Annotated in this window: 19 protein-coding genes; 7 read left to right on the forward strand and 12 right to left on the reverse strand. The window is 64.9% G+C overall.

Translation table 11 applies throughout. From position 1 onward, the window contains the following. Positions 1–16: 16 nt before the first annotated feature. From C7402_RS01130 to ada, 5 genes are all read right to left on the reverse strand, one after another. On the reverse strand, positions 17–733 hold the full coding sequence (locus tag C7402_RS01130) for an OmpA family protein (RefSeq protein WP_116609373.1): 717 nt from the start codon (positions 731–733) through the stop codon (positions 17–19). A gap of 192 nt (positions 734–925) precedes the next feature. Continuing rightward, positions 926–1408 (reverse strand): hypothetical protein, encoded by a 483-nt coding sequence (locus C7402_RS01135; RefSeq protein WP_116609374.1) that lies wholly within the window; start codon positions 1406–1408, stop codon positions 926–928. 256 nt (positions 1409–1664) lie between these two features. Next, positions 1665–3287 (reverse strand): glutamate--cysteine ligase, encoded by a 1623-nt coding sequence (gshA, locus tag C7402_RS01140; RefSeq protein ID WP_116609375.1) that lies wholly within the window; start codon positions 3285–3287, stop codon positions 1665–1667. Between the two features lie 170 nt (positions 3288–3457). Further along, positions 3458–4474 (reverse strand): DNA-3-methyladenine glycosylase family protein, encoded by a 1017-nt coding sequence (locus tag C7402_RS01145; protein WP_116609658.1) that lies wholly within the window; start codon positions 4472–4474, stop codon positions 3458–3460. A gap of 5 nt (positions 4475–4479) precedes the next feature. Further along, positions 4480–5667, reverse strand: coding sequence for a bifunctional DNA-binding transcriptional regulator/O6-methylguanine-DNA methyltransferase Ada (gene ada / locus C7402_RS01150; RefSeq protein ID WP_116609659.1), 1188 nt, complete (start codon positions 5665–5667; stop codon positions 4480–4482). A gap of 536 nt (positions 5668–6203) precedes the next feature. Here ada and C7402_RS01155 point away from each other — a divergent pair. Next, positions 6204–6614, forward strand: a complete 411-nt coding sequence (locus tag C7402_RS01155) for a VOC family protein (protein ID WP_112170005.1) — start codon at positions 6204–6206, stop codon at positions 6612–6614. Positions 6615–6646: 32 nt separating this feature from the next. On the opposite strand, the gene C7402_RS01160 is transcribed toward C7402_RS01155, so the two are convergent. Continuing rightward, positions 6647–7201 (reverse strand): YaeQ family protein, encoded by a 555-nt coding sequence (locus C7402_RS01160; RefSeq protein ID WP_112170006.1) that lies wholly within the window; start codon positions 7199–7201, stop codon positions 6647–6649. A gap of 319 nt (positions 7202–7520) precedes the next feature. Further along, positions 7521–7862, reverse strand: a complete 342-nt coding sequence (gene sap1, locus C7402_RS01165) for a surface attachment protein Sap1 (protein ID WP_112170007.1) — start codon at positions 7860–7862, stop codon at positions 7521–7523. A gap of 493 nt (positions 7863–8355) precedes the next feature. Here sap1 and C7402_RS01170 point away from each other — a divergent pair, with 493 nt between their 5' ends. From C7402_RS01170 to C7402_RS01180, 3 genes are all read left to right on the forward strand, one after another. Beyond that, positions 8356–8982 carry a LysE family translocator gene (locus C7402_RS01170; protein ID WP_116609376.1) on the forward strand — a complete coding sequence of 209 codons (627 nt, stop codon included), beginning with the start codon at positions 8356–8358 and terminating at the stop codon, positions 8980–8982. 349 nt (positions 8983–9331) lie between these two features. Beyond that, complete coding sequence (locus C7402_RS46700; protein ID WP_165841758.1) at positions 9332–9496, forward strand: hypothetical protein; 165 nt, start codon at positions 9332–9334, stop codon at positions 9494–9496. Between the two features lie 337 nt (positions 9497–9833). Beyond that, positions 9834–10214, forward strand: a complete 381-nt coding sequence (locus C7402_RS01180) for an ecotin precursor (RefSeq protein ID WP_116609378.1) — start codon at positions 9834–9836, stop codon at positions 10212–10214. Positions 10215–10334: 120 nt separating this feature from the next. On the opposite strand, the gene C7402_RS01185 is transcribed toward C7402_RS01180, so the two are convergent. The 4 genes from C7402_RS01185 to C7402_RS01200 all read right to left on the reverse strand — a co-directional run bounded on the left by C7402_RS01185 (position 10335) and on the right by C7402_RS01200 (position 13046). Next, positions 10335–11360, reverse strand: coding sequence for a S1C family serine protease (locus C7402_RS01185; RefSeq protein ID WP_165841759.1), 1026 nt, complete (start codon positions 11358–11360; stop codon positions 10335–10337). A gap of 381 nt (positions 11361–11741) precedes the next feature. Then, a complete protein-coding gene (locus C7402_RS01190; protein ID WP_112170011.1) occupies positions 11742–11978 on the reverse strand; it encodes a hypothetical protein in 237 nt (78 codons plus the stop codon). A 143-nt stretch (positions 11979–12121) separates the two neighbouring features. Further along, the gene (locus C7402_RS01195; RefSeq protein WP_112170289.1) at positions 12122–12310 is read right to left on the reverse strand and encodes a hypothetical protein; all 189 of its coding nucleotides are present in this window, start codon (positions 12308–12310) and stop codon (positions 12122–12124) included. 424 nt (positions 12311–12734) lie between these two features. Further along, positions 12735–13046 (reverse strand): DUF4148 domain-containing protein, encoded by a 312-nt coding sequence (locus C7402_RS01200; protein ID WP_116609380.1) that lies wholly within the window; start codon positions 13044–13046, stop codon positions 12735–12737. 343 nt (positions 13047–13389) lie between these two features. Between C7402_RS01200 and C7402_RS01205 the strand changes: the two genes are divergently transcribed. After that, the gene (locus C7402_RS01205; RefSeq protein WP_224044993.1) at positions 13390–13875 is read left to right on the forward strand and encodes a hypothetical protein; all 486 of its coding nucleotides are present in this window, start codon (positions 13390–13392) and stop codon (positions 13873–13875) included. Then, on the forward strand, positions 13866–14618 hold the full coding sequence (locus C7402_RS01210; protein ID WP_244314713.1) for a hypothetical protein: 753 nt from the start codon (positions 13866–13868) through the stop codon (positions 14616–14618). Before C7402_RS01205 ends, C7402_RS01210 begins: the two co-directional genes overlap by 10 nt. 137 nt (positions 14619–14755) lie before the next feature. Here C7402_RS01210 and C7402_RS01215 read toward each other — a convergent pair whose 3' ends face one another. Then, entirely contained in the window at positions 14756–15073 is a 318-nt protein-coding gene (locus C7402_RS01215) for a DUF4148 domain-containing protein (protein ID WP_116609381.1), read from the reverse strand. A gap of 163 nt (positions 15074–15236) precedes the next feature. Between C7402_RS01215 and C7402_RS46140 the strand changes: the two genes are divergently transcribed. Then, positions 15237–15572, forward strand: a complete 336-nt coding sequence (locus C7402_RS46140; RefSeq protein WP_133254402.1) for a hypothetical protein — start codon at positions 15237–15239, stop codon at positions 15570–15572. Positions 15573–15677 lie beyond the last annotated feature (105 nt).

Genomic DNA, 15677 nt, shown 5'->3' on the forward strand with positions numbered 1-15677 from the left:
AAGGTCGGGTGCAGCGTTACTGGCGTTGCGTGATGCCGCTCGTTTCGATCTCGACGCGGCGGTTTTTCGCGCGGCCTTCAGGCGTGGTGTTCGGCGCGACCGGATTCGAGAAGCCGTAGCCGTTCACTTCGTACTGGCCGGCGTGCAGGCCGTGCGACTGGAGGTAGCTGCGCACGGTCTGGGCGCGGCGCAGCGAGAGGCGGTCGTTGTACGCCTTCGAACCGACCGAGTCGGTGTAGCCGCTGATCGCGACCGTGCCGATGTTCACGCCGTCGCTTTCCTGAATGAACTTGTCGAGCGTCTGCTTGCCGCCCGGCAGGAGATCGGCCTTGTCGAACGCGAAGTTGGCGTCCGCGTTCAGCGTGATCGTGCGCGGCTGAACGGCGGCCGGCGGCGGAGGCGGCGGCTGGACGACAGGCGCGGGGGCCGGTGCCTGCGGCGTCTGGCAGATGAACGTGATTTCACGCGGGTCGTCTTTGGGCGTGAACCCGGAAGCGGCGCGATCCACCGACGAGACGCGCAGCGGCGTCTTGTCGCCGCAAACCTCGTTGACCTTGGCCATACAGGTCTTGGAGCTTTCGAATACGCCGAGACACTGCACGCGGTACGCCTGTGTGCCATTCGCGAGCGTGACGACGTCGAGGTTGTAGGTGGGGCCCGAGGCGGTGGTGCAGCCGGCGGCCACGACGATTGCAGCGGCCATGGCACTGGCGGACAGGAGTCGCAGTTTCATTGTCGATTCGAGTTGTTGGTGACGGGGTGACGGCCCGCAACACGCCGGCCGTAGCGAGGCCACAATACGGGCACCCCGTTCCCTCCCTCAATCAGACAATGCCTAAATCGGCAATCGACATGATTCGAAATCCGTAATGTCAGCCGCTGGCGTTGGCCGCGAACCACGCACGGCCAACGTGTCCGGCACCGATCAATGCGCGCTGGAAGCGGGCTCGGCGACGGCCGCGCCGCTCACCCCGGCCGTGTCGCCACCCGAGCCGGTGGTGGTGTCGTCGGGCAGCGGCGCGTCGACGCCGGTGCGCACGAACTGCTTGAACGCCGCGCCCGCCGACCACGGGTTGGGCTTGCAGCCGAGCGAGCTGTCGCAGTGCGCCGCGAAGCCGATGGTGGCCGTGCCGTCGCTGTTGGCGGCCTTCGTGATTTCATAGGCGAGCAGGCGTCTGCCGCCGCCCGGGCCCGACGTCTGGATCAGCGTGTCGGTCACGGTCTGCACTTCGTACTTCGAATGACTGCGCACCCAGTCCTCGGCACGTTTCCACCAGAGATCGCATTCGGTCTTGTTCGAGCAGGTGAGCGGCGCGGTCGCGATCTGCATGACGTCGGGGTTGACCTGGCCGTGCGAGGCGCAGGCCGCAGCCGTCGCGCACAGCAGGATCGCAAGAATTCGTTTCATCGCGTGGGTTCCTCCCAGAGTGAGCCGCCTCACGCGGCCCGTGCGTTTTTTTTGATGTTCACAGCGTCGTTCGCCCGGTGAGGTTGGCGCTGGCCCACGGCTGCGAGCCCGTTGCTGCCAGCCCATTCGCGCGCCCGGCAACGTGGCGCCTGCTACCCTGTTGGACCGCATTTGCGCACGGGTGTTGCGAGCAAATGCGGTGCCTGGGGCAAACGAGGTGGAGAAGGACGCGCGCGCCGCCGCGGCGGCGCCTCGCTCAAACGCTGAAGCGATTGAGCGTGTAGGCGCGGTAGGCGGCGACGAAAGCGTCGAACGAGCCGACTTCGTTGCGTTCGAGTTGCGCCTGTTCGTCGAGCGAGTCGCGAGCGAGCGCTTCGAATTGCGCCGTGGTCGCGGCGTCGAGCGGGTGCGCGAGGAATTGCGCCGCGTGACGCTCGCTTTGCGCGAGTGCGAATTGAAGGAAGGACTGCTTCGCATCGCGCATCGTTTGCAGCACGCGCGCCGAAGGCGTGAGCGAGGGGTCGTCAAGCTTCGCGCGCTGCGCCGCGAACGAGCGCATGTGCTCGTCGCCGCCGCGCGCCGCGTCGAGCGTGGCTGCCGCGCGTCCGATCTTTTCGAACAACTCTTCGGCCCAGTCGCGCAGCGGCACGTCCTGGCCGTCGCGCGCGAGCGTGAGGCCGGGACGGCGCCCTTCTTTGGTCACCAGGCCGAAGTTCGCATTCGATTCGGCGTAGGCGTCTTCGGGTAGGAAGGGGCTTTCGTCGAGCGCGCAGGCCAGCAGGTAGGCGTCGAGAAAACGTGCGGTTTCGAGCGAGATGCCGATGGGCTCGAACGGGTCGATGTCCATGCAGCGCACTTCGACGTACTGCACGCCGCGTGCCGCGAGCGCATGCAAGGGCCGCTCGCCCGGATGCGTCACGCGCTTGGGGCGGATCGTCGAATAGAACTCGTTTTCGATCTGCAACACGTTCGTGTTGATCTGCACCCACTCGCCGTCGCGATGCGTGCCGATTGCCTCGTAGGGCGGATAGGGCTGGCTCACGGCCTGCGCGAGCGCGTCGAGATAGCCGGCCAGCGTGTCGTAGTCGGCGCGCAACGCGGACTGCCCCGTCGTGTTCGAGTAGCCGAGGTCGCTCATGCGCAGGCTCGTGGCATACGGCAGATATAGCGTGTCGGCGTCGAAGGCTTCGAGCTTGTGTTCGTGGCCGCGCAGGAAGCGCGCATCGAGCGCGGGCGACGCACCGAACAGGTACATCAGCAGCCAGTTCGTGCGGCGGAAATTGCGGATCAGCGCGAGGTAGCGCTCCGACTGGTAGTCGGTGAGCGTGGCCGTGGACTGATGATGCGCGTGCAGCACGCGCCACACGTCTTCGCTAAGCGAATAGTTGTAGTGGATGCCCGCGATGCACTGCATCGTGCGCCCGTAACGCAGCGCGAGGCCCATGCGGTACACGTACTTCAGCCGCCCGATGTTCGAGCTGCCGTAGCGTGCGATGGGAATATCGTCGTCGGCCGCCGGAAGCAGGCCCGGCATCGACTCGTTCCAGAGCAGTTCGCCGTCGCGTGCGAGCACGGCATAGACGTAGCGATGCAGTTCGTCGAGCTTTTCGAGCGTGATGGACGCGTCCTGCTCGGCGGGCGTGATGATCTCGATCAACGCTTCCGAATAGTCGGTCGTGAGCGACGGATGCGTGAGCGCCGAGCCGAGCGCCGGCGCATGCGGCGTCATGGCGAGACGGCCGTCGCGCGTCACGCGCAGGCTTTCTTTTTCGATGCCGCGCAGACCGCGCGTGAGCGCGTCGCGATGTGGCCCGTCGCCCAGCACGGAAAGGCGCTGTGCGAGAACGTCGTTCGTGCGTGTAGAGGTCGTGTCTGACATTGAGGCAAGTCGGGCTCGGGCCGGCGGTGCGGTGCTGCGCGCGCTCGCCGGCCGGGATTCTTTTCGGTAGCGGGCACTTTAACATCTCGCCGGAAGACCTGCTTGGGGCTACCTCGGGCGGGGTTTCGCCCTGCTCGCGCGCGGCTTTGCCGGGTTCGCCGCGCCCGGCCTCAGCCGCCGCGCGCCGCGCCCGCGCGGTCGGCGATTTCGTTCCACAAGTGCATGGCCGCGTACGCGCGCCAGGGGCGCCAGGCGTCGGTGCGCGTGCGCTGTTGCGTCGCGCGTACGAGTGCGGGATCGCGCGACGCGATGGCCTGCATGAGCACGAGATCGGTGGCGGGCCACGCGTTCGCGTCGCGCCACGCACGCATCGCGACGTATTCGACGGTCCACGGGCCGATGCCCGGCAACGCGAGCAGCGCGGCGCGCATGGCGTCGAGGTCTTCGATGTTCCCGGCCGCCGGCTCGACGGCCTCGATTCGTCTGCTTTGACGTGTGGCGGGCGGGCGCGTCGCGTCGTAGCCGCGTTCGATCACCACCGCGCCGCTCGCCACGGCTTGCGCGAAGCCCTGCAATGCCGCCACGCGCTTGCCAGGCATGCCGATGCCCGCGAGATCGGCGGCGGCGAGCGCGGCGGGCTTCGGAAAGCGCCACGCGGTACGCGCGTGCGGATGCCCTTCGATCGGTTCGCCCACGCGCTCGACGAGCCGCCCGACGATCGTGGTCGCCGCTTTCACGCTGACCTGCTGGCCGACGATCGCACGCACCACCAGCTCGAACCCCGACCATGCGCCAGGCACGCGTAGCCCCGGCGCCGCGGCGACGAGCGGCGCCAGCCACGGATCGGTGCGCAGATGCGCGGCGATCGTGGCGGGATCGGCGTGCAGGTCGAACATGCGCGAGAGCGGCGCGGCGAGTGCGGCGGCGTGCGCGCTGACGGCGCCGTCGATCTGCACGACGAGACAATGCTTGCGGGCGTGGCGGCGCACGGCGAGCGTGCCGCTCGCGCCGTTGAAGTCGATGGCGCGCAGCCATGCGCCGTCTTCCACGGCCTCGACGCCCGGCGTCGCGCGGCCGCCGAAGAAGCGCAGCACGCGCGGCCAGTCGTAGGGCGCGCGGAACGGCAGTTCGAGCGTGGCGCTCTGTGTTGGCGGTTGTTCGGGTTGCTGTCGGGTTTGCGGGGCGATGGCGCTCAAGCGGCGGTCTCCGGCGTGTTGGCGCGGTTCGGCGTGGTTCGGGCGGGCTTGCCTGGCTGCGTGACGCTGACGCTGGCGTTGGCGTTGGGCGCGGCGTCCGCGCGGATCTCGCCCGCGCGCGACTCGGCGTCGATCAACGCCGCCTTGCGCTCCAGCCCCCAGCGATAACCGGCGAGTGAGCCGCCCTTTTGCACGACGCGATGGCACGGAATCGCCAGCGCCACAGGGTTCGACGCGCAGGCGCTCGCGACGGCGCGCACCGCGCGCGGCGCACCGAGCGTCTCGGCAATCTGCGAATAACTACGCGTTTCGCCGTAGGGAATGCGCTGGAGCGCGTCCCAGACGCGCTGCTGGAACGCCGTGGGGGCGATGTCTAGCGGCAGGTCGAAACGCTCGCGGCGGCCGTGCAGATAGGCGTCGATCTGCGCGACGAACGGCGCGACGGCGGCCTGATCCTCGACGCAGTTCGCGTTTGCGAAATCCGTGGCGAGCGCGGCGGTAAGCGCTTGGGCGTCGTCGCCGAACGCGATCCGGCAGATGCCCTTGCCCGTGGCCGCGATCAGCACGAAGCCGAGCGGCGTGGGCGCGGCGGCATAGCGGATCGTCAGGCCCGCGCCCTTGCGGCGATACGTGGAAGGCGCCATGCCGAGTTCGCCCGGCACGCTGTGATAGAGCCGCGACGACGAGCCGAAGCCCGCGTCGGCGCTGGCGCGGGTGACGTCGGCGCCCTCGCCCAGCGCGTCGCGCAGCACGGCGCCGCGCCGCGCCGCCTGGTACTGGCGCGGCGAGACGCCCAGCATGCGTTTGAAGAGGCGTTGCAGGTGAAACGGGCTCAGATGCACCGCGTCGCCCAGTTGCGCGAGCGTGAGGTGCTGCTGCGGGTCGGCGTCGAGGGCCGCGCAGGCGCGGCGCACGATCTCCAGTTCGCGCGGCAAGCCGCCGGGGCGGCAGCGCTTGCAATCGCGGTAGCCCGCGGCGCGCGCGGCGTCCGGGTCGGCGAAAAATTCGACGTTCTCGCGGCGCGGCAGCCTCGACGCGCAGGACGGACGGCAGAACACGCCGGTCGTGCGCACGGCGTAGAAAAACGCGCCGTCGGCACGGGCGTCGCGTGCGGTGACGGCCTGCCAGCGCGCGGCATCGGTCGACCATTCGCTCCGCGGCGCGGCGGGCTGGGTGGATTGCATCGCGGGTTTCATCGGATCTTTCACCTGGGCTTTCAGATTCTGGACGGCGCTCATCTCACGACTCCTTGAGGTGCCTCTCTGCATGCCCTCACTGTACCGTCGCGCATCGACTGCGGCGCGCCGGATCTTGCGCTGTCATTGCCGCCGATTCCGCTGCCATCTGACGCTTTATCCAGCCCTTTTAGGGCCTGCGGTGAATCCCTGGTGGCGCGTTGCGCATTCCCGTGCGACAAAATAACGAAATTGCGGGTTTTCCCTTAAAAAGTTGTTGCGTCGCGTCAGGCGGCTGTGTATAGTGGTTCCTGTCTCCTCCATGTCTCCTCCTGATATGGATTAAGCCCGCTCACAGCAGCGGGCTTTTTTTCGTCCAGCGTTTGCGCTGCGCCCGACCTCTCCCGGTTTATCCGGCTATTCTCCGCCGGTTCCCTCCGTTTTGCCGTCCAAGCCCGCCCGAATGCCGTGCGTATGCGCGCGCGCCGCGCAGGCGCACGTCCATAGGTTCATCATGGAATGCCTTGCATGTCCTGGAGGACGCCATGCGGATCCAGATTCGCGAGATCGATCACGTCGTGATCCGGGCGGCCGATCCGGCCGCGATGAGGCGCTTTTATTGCGAGGTGCTCGGCTGTGAGCCCGAGCGCGAGCAAGGCGACCTCGGGCTCGTGCAGTTGCGCGCCGGGCGCTCGCTCATCGACCTGGTCACGATTGGCGGCCCGCTGGATCGCGGCGCGGGCGCACCGCCCGCCGGCGCCGACGGCAACATGGACCACCTTTGCCTGCGCGTCGAACCATTCGACGCCGAGGCGCTCACCGCGCATCTCACGCAACATGGCGCGCGGCCCGGCAATGCCGTCGAGCGTTATGGAGCCGAGGGTTTGGGGCCGTCGCTGTATCTGTTCGACCCGGAGGGCAACATGCTGGAGCTCAAGGGGCCGCCGCGCGCGTGAAGGTCCGCGCGCACGGCGCGTCCAGACGACGCCTAGACGTTTTCAGGCGCCTTGAACACGCTCCACTCGACCGCGACGGGCTCGGCGCTCGTATTGCCGATCCATGCTGCGCCGTCCTGCACCGTGCATTGCAGGCGCATGGTGCGTTCGGCCAGCGCGCCGAGCGATGCGGCGACGCCCTCGCCCAGCGACCACACGGTGACGTTGCGCAGGCGCTCGACCTTGCTGCGCACCCCTTGCCACCAGATATCGGACGTGCGGCCGCCGTAAGCGATCACGATGACTTCGTTGGCGCGGCCACTTGCCTTGGCGATGCGGCGTTCGTCGGGCTGGCCGACCTCGATCCACGTTTCGATCGCGCCCGTGTAGTCCTTGCACCAGAGGTCCGGTTCATCCGTATCGGACAGGCCCTTGCAGAATTCGAGCCGCTCGCTCGCGAACAGCGCGAAGGCGGCGATGCGGACCATCATGCGGTCGTCGGTTTCGGACGGATGGCGCGCGATCGTGAGCGCATGGTCGGCGTAATAGTGCCGGTCCATGTCCGCGATTTGCAGTTCTACTTTATAGATGGTCGATTTGAGTGCCATGCCGAATTCCGGGCGCGCGAAAGCCGCACATGATAGCGAAGTTTGGAGCAAACCACGTGCCGTACAACGCACGGGCCGCGCGCACGGCGAACCTGCGCGTGCGGCGCAATGCGGATAGTCTGACGCGAAAATGACGGTGGTTTGACAGCGGCGCGCGGCGCTTTACTTCACGTCGCGGCTGTGCGGGCAGCCATGCGAAGGGCCCGGCGCTCGCGCGTCGGGCCATTTTGCGAGGGGCGTATCGGGGGCGATGAGGGCGTTCCGGGCAGGCTCGCACGCGTGCATGCGCGCGTAATCCTTTGGCACACCCGCCGTGGCGTTATTGCTTGATAAAGCGGTCGTTGGTCCAGAGACCCTGCTGGTCGGTGTTGGCCGCGTTGACGAATTCGACGTCATGGCCGACCACCTGAACGACGCGGAACGACTGGTTATCCGGTGTGGAAAGGCACTGGAATCCCGTGAAGTACTCCTGCATCTGCTGGTGCTCGCCAGCCTGCTCGTGCTGCGCGACCGCGTCGAGCTTGTCCTTCGAGAGGCAGCCATAGGAGCCGGGCTTGAACTGCACGGTTTGCTGCGGCTTGACGCTCGCATCCTGAGCTTGCGCGGCAACGGCGCAAGCCAGGCTTGCCGCCACGAGGACCATACCGGACAGCATTTTCATTTTTGCCTCCTGCGGGTTTTGACTCAGGTTAGCTATGTATTTAACTCTCACGTTTCACCCGCGTTTTTAAACATAGAAAACGGCGCAAAGACTGCAAGCCCGACTTGTGTGCGATCGCAACAGCAAGGAATTCACGTCGCGTAGCCGGGGACGCCGCAATGCCGCGAGAAGCGGCGCCATTGCAAGTTTTGGAGCAGTCCGAAACGTCGATTAAAAGACCTGACGCCTTGTACTACAAGGCGCTCACGGTTATAGCCGGAATAGGGCCGTTCGGCTTGCGATAATGGAATCGATTTAATGGACGCCAAATGGGCAAATGACGCACCGCACCTAAAGTCGCTGACGGCGCGATCCAAACCCGGCGCATTAATGTGCTGAACGCAGAATAAAAACAATGCCAGGCGCGTTGGCGCGTGCCATAGCCGGCGCCGCCCGACGCGCTTGCACACCGTCTGAGTTCGTGGATAAATCGGGCTTCCCAAAGGAGACCTCCATGACTCTCGCTCACTGGCTGCCGTTCGCGATCGCGTCGGCGATTCTCGTTGCCATTCCCGGACCCACCGTGCTGCTCGTCGTTTCGTACGCGCTGGGTCACGGCCGCCGCTATGCGCTGGCCACCACGGCCGGTGTCGCGCTCGGCGATTTCACGGCCATGACGGCTTCCATGCTCGGCCTGGGCGTGATCCTCGCAGCCTCCGCCACGTTGTTCTCGGTGCTCAAATGGGTGGGCGCGGCGTATCTGATCTACCTCGGTCTGAAACTCTGGCGCGCCCCCATTAGCGAAGGCAATGAACCCGACACGTCCGAAACGCGCACCGGCCGCATCTTCGCGCATGCCTTCGCGGTGACGGCCCTCAACCCGAAGAGCATCATTTTCTTCGTCGCCTTCGTGCCGCAGTTCATCGATCCGCACATGGCCATCGCGCCGCAGATTGTCGTATTCGAAGCCACCTTCCTCGTGCTCGCGTCGCTCAATGCGTTCGGCTATGCGCTGCTCGCGGCCGCGGCGCGCAAAGCCGTGCGCAGCCCGCGCGTGCAGCGCGCGGTCAATCGCACCGGCGGCACGCTGCTGATCGGCGCCGGCCTCTTCGCCGCCGCGTGGCGAAAGTCGGCGACATGAGCCGCGCATCACCCGGTTGTCGGTCGCTTTGGCGCGGGCAACCGTCCCGTCCGCGCGTTTCTCCACAAGCCCCGAAGTTTTCCCGCGGTTTTCCAGGCCTTATCCAGACCATCACCCCTACTTATTCAGGGGTTATTCACATCGATCGCCGGTGGTCCGTGCCGCGGCCTCCCGGCGCCCGCCGTTCGCCTCTACAAGCAGGGTTGCGCGAGCGGGCACATGTATTGCGTCATCCCGGTTGTGATGGTTGGCGAACATTGTTTTGGCGCTTCTGAGCACGCCCAATGTGCAAACTGTCGCGTCGCGGCTACAATGCAACTGCAAGCCGCTTGACAACCAGGAGGTTATCGTGATCGAACACGTAATACTGGGCGCGTTTCTGGTCATCCCCCTCGTCATTGTCGTATTCCTGTTTTCCGACGAGATTCTCGAGGAACACCGACAGCGCGTACAAGCGGGGGACGGACATCACATGGACTGGCGGCATCCGCTGCGCAGCATCCTGCATCACTGAGCCGGACCGCACCTCGCGCGACTAAACGCACCGAAATGGCAGGGAGGCACTCGCGATGTCGAGTTCTCCTGGAAGCCGTACTTCGTGCCGCTGCTCGTGCTGATGGTGCTAGCCATCGCGCTCACGCCTCTTTGTCCGTCTGCCGGGCGGCGCAACAGCACGCCGCGCACACCGGAGGACGACACTCAGAACGGCACGCACGCACACTGACGGGACTCCCGGCAGAGCGTGCGCACCCGCACCGCGCGTAATTCGTCGTTACCACTTGCAGCACCTGTATCCGCCGATCAGGCTGACAATCCGTCGCATGTTTTCAAAGGTTCTCAGGGAGAACGAAATGCGAAAGATGGCAGCCGTTTTAGTGCTGGCGGGCTGTGCAGTTGCGGCCGGCCCCGCGAGCGCGCACGACCACGGCGGCGACGTGGTGGGTGCGCTGGTTGGCGGCGCGCTGATCGGCGCAGCCGTAGGCGCCGTGCTGAACAGTGGCCCGGCAGTGGCGTACCCGGCATACCCGGCGCAACCGGCCTATGTGGAGCAGCCGGCGCCGGTCTACGCCGCAGCCCCGCCGGGAGCGTGCTACGACCAGTATTCGGGCCGCTATGTGGCTTGCGCGCCGGCTCAACCCGCGCCGCCTCCGCCGCCACAATACGATGACGGTTACGCGCAGCCCGGCTACGGGCAAGCGCCCGTCTATGCCCAGCCCGGCAGCGGCTGGTAAATCATGCAAAGGCACCATGCAAATGCGCGCCGTATCCGACACGGTGCGAATCGGTGCGAATCGGTGCAACACGGTGCGACACGGCCGGCGCGCCCGCAGCGCCGACCGCGCTTCGTTCGCCTAGCTCGTCTGCTCGACGGGCGTCACGTGCAGGTTAAGGCGTTGCGTCAAGCGGACCACGCCGATCTCCACTTCCCGATCAATGCGCGAAGCGTCGAGCAGGCGTTGTAGCGCGTCGATGCCGTCCACCGGCGCGCCGTCGATCGTGACGACCGTGTCGTCCACGCGCAGCCCGCCGAGCGCCGCGGGGCTGCCCTTGACGATCTCCATCACCCGCACGCCGGTCGGCGCACTCAGGTCGAAATAGCGCTGCACCTTGCGCGCGATCGGCACCGTGGTGCCGGCAATGCCGATGTAGGCGCGCCGCACGCGCCCATGCGCGAAAAGCTGCGTGATGACCCATTTCGCGGTGTCGATGGCCGTGGCGAAGCAGATAGCCTGGGCGCCCGGAATGATCGCCGTGTTCACGCCGATCACCTGACCGGCGGAATTGACGAGCGGCCCGCCCGAATTGCCGGGGTTGAGCGCCGCGTCGGTCTGGATCACGTCGTAGATCAGGCGCCCCGACTCCGAGCGCAACGAACGGCCGAGCGCCGACACCACGCCTGTCGTCACCGTTTGCGCGAGCCCGAGCGGGCTGCCCACCGCAATCGCGACCTGCCCGACACGCAGCCCTGCCGAGTCGCCGAGTTGCGCGTGCGGCAATGCTTCGGAAGCGCCGATACGCAGCACGGCGAGGTCCGTGCTCGGGTCGTCGCCGACGAGGTCGGCCGCGTAGGTCGCGCCGTCAGCGAGCGTTACGCGTAGCTTGCTCGCGCCATGCACCACGTGGCTGTTCGTCAGCAAATAGCCGTCGGGCGTGAACAGGAAGCCCGAGCCGCTGCCGCCGCGCGCAGCGGCCTGGCCCGATGCGCGGCGCTCGACCGCGATGTAAGCCACGGCTGGCTGGACGCGCTCGAGCGCGCCGATCACGGTGCGTGAATAGGCGTCGAGGAGCGCGTCGTCGTCGATGCCGGGACGCTGGCCCGCGCCGTCGGATGGGACGCCGCGAGCCAGATCGTCAATGAAGGAAGGTCTTCTGCCCACGATCTGAATCTCCGAGAAAAGTGGGCTGTACATGCAGGGGCCGCAAGACGTTTTCAAGAGCGCGAGCCGGCGTGCCTCAAACGTTAACGATAGTCAAATCAGGGCACTAGTCGTTGCCGCGTGCGAGGCGTGCCGCGAGAATGATGTGGCGGCGACATCCCCTCGCGCCGCGCTGGAAGACGCAGTACAAGCTCTTGACCGCGGCCCCTGTCGCGGTCTTTTTTTGTCAGGTGGGCTGGGCCGCCCTGGCCGGCGCATCGAACATCCAGAAAGAAAGAAGCCCGCATGCGCGGGCGAATCCATGCTCGGGTGACATGGCGAGGTTAGCGGGTGAGATTCACGGTGCGAGGCGCCGGTGAATCGAATTCGTGAATCCGCAGGTCAGGCGGCGAGCGGCTCGGGCGTGTTCACGTCGACAGTGCGCTTGATCGCTTCGAGTTCGACCATGAGCGCGTCGATCGTCCTGAACTGGGCCGGCGTGATCTGGCCAAGATCGAGCAGCGCGGCAAGCCGCTTGTACCAGTAGTCGAATGAGAAAACGGCGGGTCTCGTGCCAGCCGATAATGAGGGCGCCATGGCGCGCGTAATGTGCGCGATTTCGTCGTCGATGAATTTCATGGTTGCCCCGTGCGATGGTCCAGCGTCTTTGCGAACCGTTTGCCGCCACTTTAGTGCGACGGCAGCGCCTGCGCAGCTATCACATCGGATAGGTCTTCAGACGAGTCTCGCGCAAGCCTTTCAATCAGCTTGTTACGGTCCCCTTAATGTCGCCAGCCGTGACCGTAATAGCCACCCACGCCAACCCCGATATCCACCGCAGGGGCGGCATAGTAGCCCGGCGCGTAGCCGTAGGCTGGCGCCGGTGCGTAGGCATAGGGCGGGGCCACGATGCAACCCGTGAGGCCCGCCGACAAGGCAACCATGGCAATCGCGCAGAACAGTGTTTTCATCGTCATTCTCCTGATGCGCTCGATTGTCGATGAGCGATGCGATGGAGAGGGTTTGGAATCGCAACGATGTGTGTCCGCAAATTACAGCGGCGACTGGCGGCCGTGGGGCAGCCGTGGATGTAGCGCCGGGTCGGCAATGAGCGGCGAGGGCGAAGCCGCGTTGGATATGTCGCGCGATCGAGAGCTGAAAATTGAATCGCACTACGAACTAAATGGCGATGCAGTTAGCTCGTAGTGCGAGGATGGACGCGTGGATAAGCATTGTTTTCGTGGGCGGCGCCACACGCGCTGGCGATCGCCGGAAAAAGCGCCCGGGCCGGGAGGCCCGGGCGAAGCCATCGGATTAACGACGGCGGAGGTATTCGATCAGGTGTGCAAAGCGCTTGTGTACGTTCGAGGCAAGCGCTTTTGCCGTGCTGCTGTGTTACGGATGGTTATACATCGCGTTCCAGTCGGCCTTGGCGACAGCGGGGCGGCCGGCATCCGAGCTGCCTGCGGCCACGCCGCCGTAGCCGCTCGTGGCACCGTTGGCGGCTGCCACCTTTGCTTCGGCAGCGAGGAGGTCGTCGGGGTAGTGCGGGTCAGCCCCTGCGCCCGGACGCCAGCCCGCCTTTTCGAGCTGCACGAGCTCGGCGCGCACCTGGGCGCGGGTCACGGGCGCATTCGATTGCGCGAACGATGCCATCGGTACGACGAGTGCAACGGCAACGGCTACGGTTTGGATCAGGGACTTCATGGCAACTACCTCCTTTGGTTTTTGATTCGGTGCGACAACTTGTCTGCATCCGATGAGTGAAAGTCTAGGAGGACCGTCGTCGCGGGTTAACCCCTATGCTTCGGAAGCATTGTTCCAGGCGGTGGAAGAATGGGGTGGGGTGAGGTGGGGGTGATGTGCGGCATGGAGAGGCTTCGCGCAGACCAACACGCCACATCTCCGGGCAAATTGCGCGCATTTGTCCGCCATCGCATATGCCATTAATCAAAGGACTACCAGATACACGCAGTCGTAATCAGGGAGGGCGCTTTTGTTGGATGGGGTGCGTGCTAGCGTATCGCACTCCATCGCCCGAGGACTGACAGTGAAAAGTCGCGACCTTGCCGGCCACAAGACCGCCTTGAAGCGCTTGCCGCATATGCCCTCGTTCAAGCAACTGAAGCGAGGGAAGCTGCCGAGGCCGTTCCACAAAATCGGTGGTCCACGCTATTTCGCGACGGGCCTGATTCCTGTTTCGCATTCCCATTCGGTCCTATTCATTTGGGGCGACGGCGAAATTCTCACAGACACGAAGTTTTACGGGTATCTGCTGTGCGGACTGCCTAACGGTTCCTGGTCCCCACTACTTGAGTTCCATTGGCATCCAAGCCACAAAGGTATCCACATCAAAGTGCCCTGCAATACCAATCTGGATTACACCAATCGGTTACTCCCCGGTGCTCCTGAGTTGGCATTAAAATCCACTCGCACGTTCGATCCGCGGATTCCCAGTGACCGAAGTCACTTGATCACGGTATTCTGCAAGGCGACCGGCATCACGCTCGGGCGAGCTGACGACTTATGGAACTGACATCCACCCTGAAACGGGCCATCTGTGGTCTATTTGAGGTGCACGCCGACGAGAAGGGCGTGCAGCGGGTAATCACGCCTCTCGAATACCCTGGCAGCGGGGATCGCATTGTCATCCGGGTTCGGCCCACCCAGGCAGGCTACAAGATTGACGACAACGGCGAGGCCGCGCTCTACGCGAGTATGGCTGGCGGTGATGTCGAATCGGACGTCGTGGCACGCTGGGTAGAGGAGACGCTCGCCTATTCGCCCACTACGTTCTCGGATGACGAGGTTATCTCTGCCACCACTCCTGACGAACGACTAACGGCACCCTATATTTTCCGCGTCGCCGAGGCGGCGCAGCATCTATTTTCCGTCGCAACGGCTCGAGGTCCCAAAAAGACCAGTGATTTCCGTGAGCGCCTGGCAGCCGTGATCGAGAAAACCGCCACGACTTTGGGTGTTGCATTCCGGTCGGACGTGGAGTTACCGATCGCGGGAGGTATGAAGGCTGACTACATCCTCGATCACCAGGTGCCTCTGTTGGTCATCGCGGCGACGAATGCAACCCGCCTGCTCGAGGCAGAAGTCATTCACGTCCAATATCGCCTGGAAAAGAAGCCGGGATTTGTTCTGGCCATCGCGGAGAGTCAAACGTCGGTCGGCAAGGCCCAGTTCGAGCGCGCGAATTACTACACGGGCAAAACGGTCACCTTCAGCGAATCCAATCTACCGAAACTCATCGAGCACCAACTGCACTAACCATCGCCTGGCCGACGGCGAAGGTACGCGCGTTATCACAGCGCAAAACGCAGCGCGCCCCTTTCGGAGCGCGCCTGGTCACCGCAATTCAAACCGGTCTCGCAGCGGCTTAAGCGCTGCGCTCGACGACGGCCTGCTTAATGGTGGTTGTACACGGGAGCCGAGTACGACGAAACCCGACTGTCGCGCGCTTGCCCGGCATCCGACGAGCCGCTCACAACACCACCGTAACCGCTCGTTGCCACTTGCTGTGCAGCGACCTTCGCTTCGGCGGCCTGGATCGCATCCGGGTAGTGCGCCTGGTCACCATCGCCAACGTGATAACCGGCCTTCTCGAGCTGAACGAGTTCCGCGCGGACCTGGGCGCGGGTTACCGGGCCGTTCGACTGTGCGAACGAAGCAACCGGCACAACAAGGGCGACAGCAACGGCAACGGCCTGGATCAGGGACTTCATGATTACTACCTCCATCGACTTTTGTTAGCGGTGCGACAACTTGTCTGCATCCGATGAATGAAAGTCTAGGAGTGTTGCGCTGAAGGGTTAACCCCTATGAATCGAAGGCATTGTTCCAGCCCGCAGCAGAATGCAGGCATCGGCAAAGCAGGGGAAAGCCGGCTTGGTACTGACATTGGTGCTGGCCTGCAAAGCCGGGAGAAACCGGTGCGATACAAAACTCGGGGACGCACCGAAAGCCACGCCGCAAGCAGAATGGACTGTCGTGAATGGCGCCACAGAAGCGCGCCCACCACTTGATGCGCGACACCAGAGCGGCGCAGCGGCGATAGACAGCGTGTTTAACGAGATGGGTGCGATAGACGATCAAGGGCAAAAGCCTTGGATCGATCTCATCGAAAAAGCGCCCAGGCCGTCAGGCCCGAGCGAAGCCATCGGATGGCCGACGGCGGAGGTATTCGGAATGGAACTGGCCCGCTCGCGGATATTGCCGCGCTAGCGAGCCGGTTCTTTAAATGGGAGCGCGCTACGGTACTGCGCGCTCAGACTGCGATGCTCAGATCAGGTACTTCGGGCATCCTGCCCATGTATCCGAAATCAGTGC

Origin of the sequence: Paraburkholderia unamae, assembly GCF_003096875.1 — a bacterium.
In the GTDB taxonomy this organism is placed as follows: Bacteria; Pseudomonadota; Gammaproteobacteria; order Burkholderiales; family Burkholderiaceae; genus Paraburkholderia; species Paraburkholderia unamae.

Bases quoted from the DNA above. Each gene is read 5' to 3' on its own strand.
- C7402_RS01130 (WP_116609373.1), bottom strand. From the start codon at position 733: ATGAAACTGCGACTCCTGTCCGCCAGTGCCATGGCCGCTGCAATCGTC.
- C7402_RS01135 (WP_116609374.1), bottom strand. From the start codon at position 1,408: ATGAAACGAATTCTTGCGATCCTGCTGTGCGCGACGGCTGCGGCCTGC.
- gshA (WP_116609375.1), bottom strand. From the start codon at position 3,287: ATGTCAGACACGACCTCTACACGCACGAACGACGTTCTCGCACAGCGC.
- ada (WP_116609659.1), bottom strand. From the start codon at position 5,667: ATGCAATCCACCCAGCCCGCCGCGCCGCGGAGCGAATGGTCGACCGAT.
- C7402_RS01155 (WP_112170005.1), top strand. From the start codon at position 6,204: ATGCGGATCCAGATTCGCGAGATCGATCACGTCGTGATCCGGGCGGCC.
- C7402_RS01160 (WP_112170006.1), bottom strand. From the start codon at position 7,201: ATGGCACTCAAATCGACCATCTATAAAGTAGAACTGCAAATCGCGGAC.
- sap1 (WP_112170007.1), bottom strand. From the start codon at position 7,862: ATGAAAATGCTGTCCGGTATGGTCCTCGTGGCGGCAAGCCTGGCTTGC.
- C7402_RS01170 (WP_116609376.1), top strand. From the start codon at position 8,356: ATGACTCTCGCTCACTGGCTGCCGTTCGCGATCGCGTCGGCGATTCTC.
- C7402_RS01180 (WP_116609378.1), top strand. From the start codon at position 9,834: ATGCGAAAGATGGCAGCCGTTTTAGTGCTGGCGGGCTGTGCAGTTGCG.
- C7402_RS01190 (WP_112170011.1), bottom strand. From the start codon at position 11,978: ATGAAATTCATCGACGACGAAATCGCGCACATTACGCGCGCCATGGCG.
- C7402_RS01195 (WP_112170289.1), bottom strand. From the start codon at position 12,310: ATGAAAACACTGTTCTGCGCGATTGCCATGGTTGCCTTGTCGGCGGGC.
- C7402_RS01200 (WP_116609380.1), bottom strand. From the start codon at position 13,046: ATGAAGTCCCTGATCCAAACCGTAGCCGTTGCCGTTGCACTCGTCGTA.
- C7402_RS01210 (WP_244314713.1), top strand. From the start codon at position 13,866: ATGGAACTGACATCCACCCTGAAACGGGCCATCTGTGGTCTATTTGAG.
- C7402_RS01215 (WP_116609381.1), bottom strand. From the start codon at position 15,073: ATGAAGTCCCTGATCCAGGCCGTTGCCGTTGCTGTCGCCCTTGTTGTG.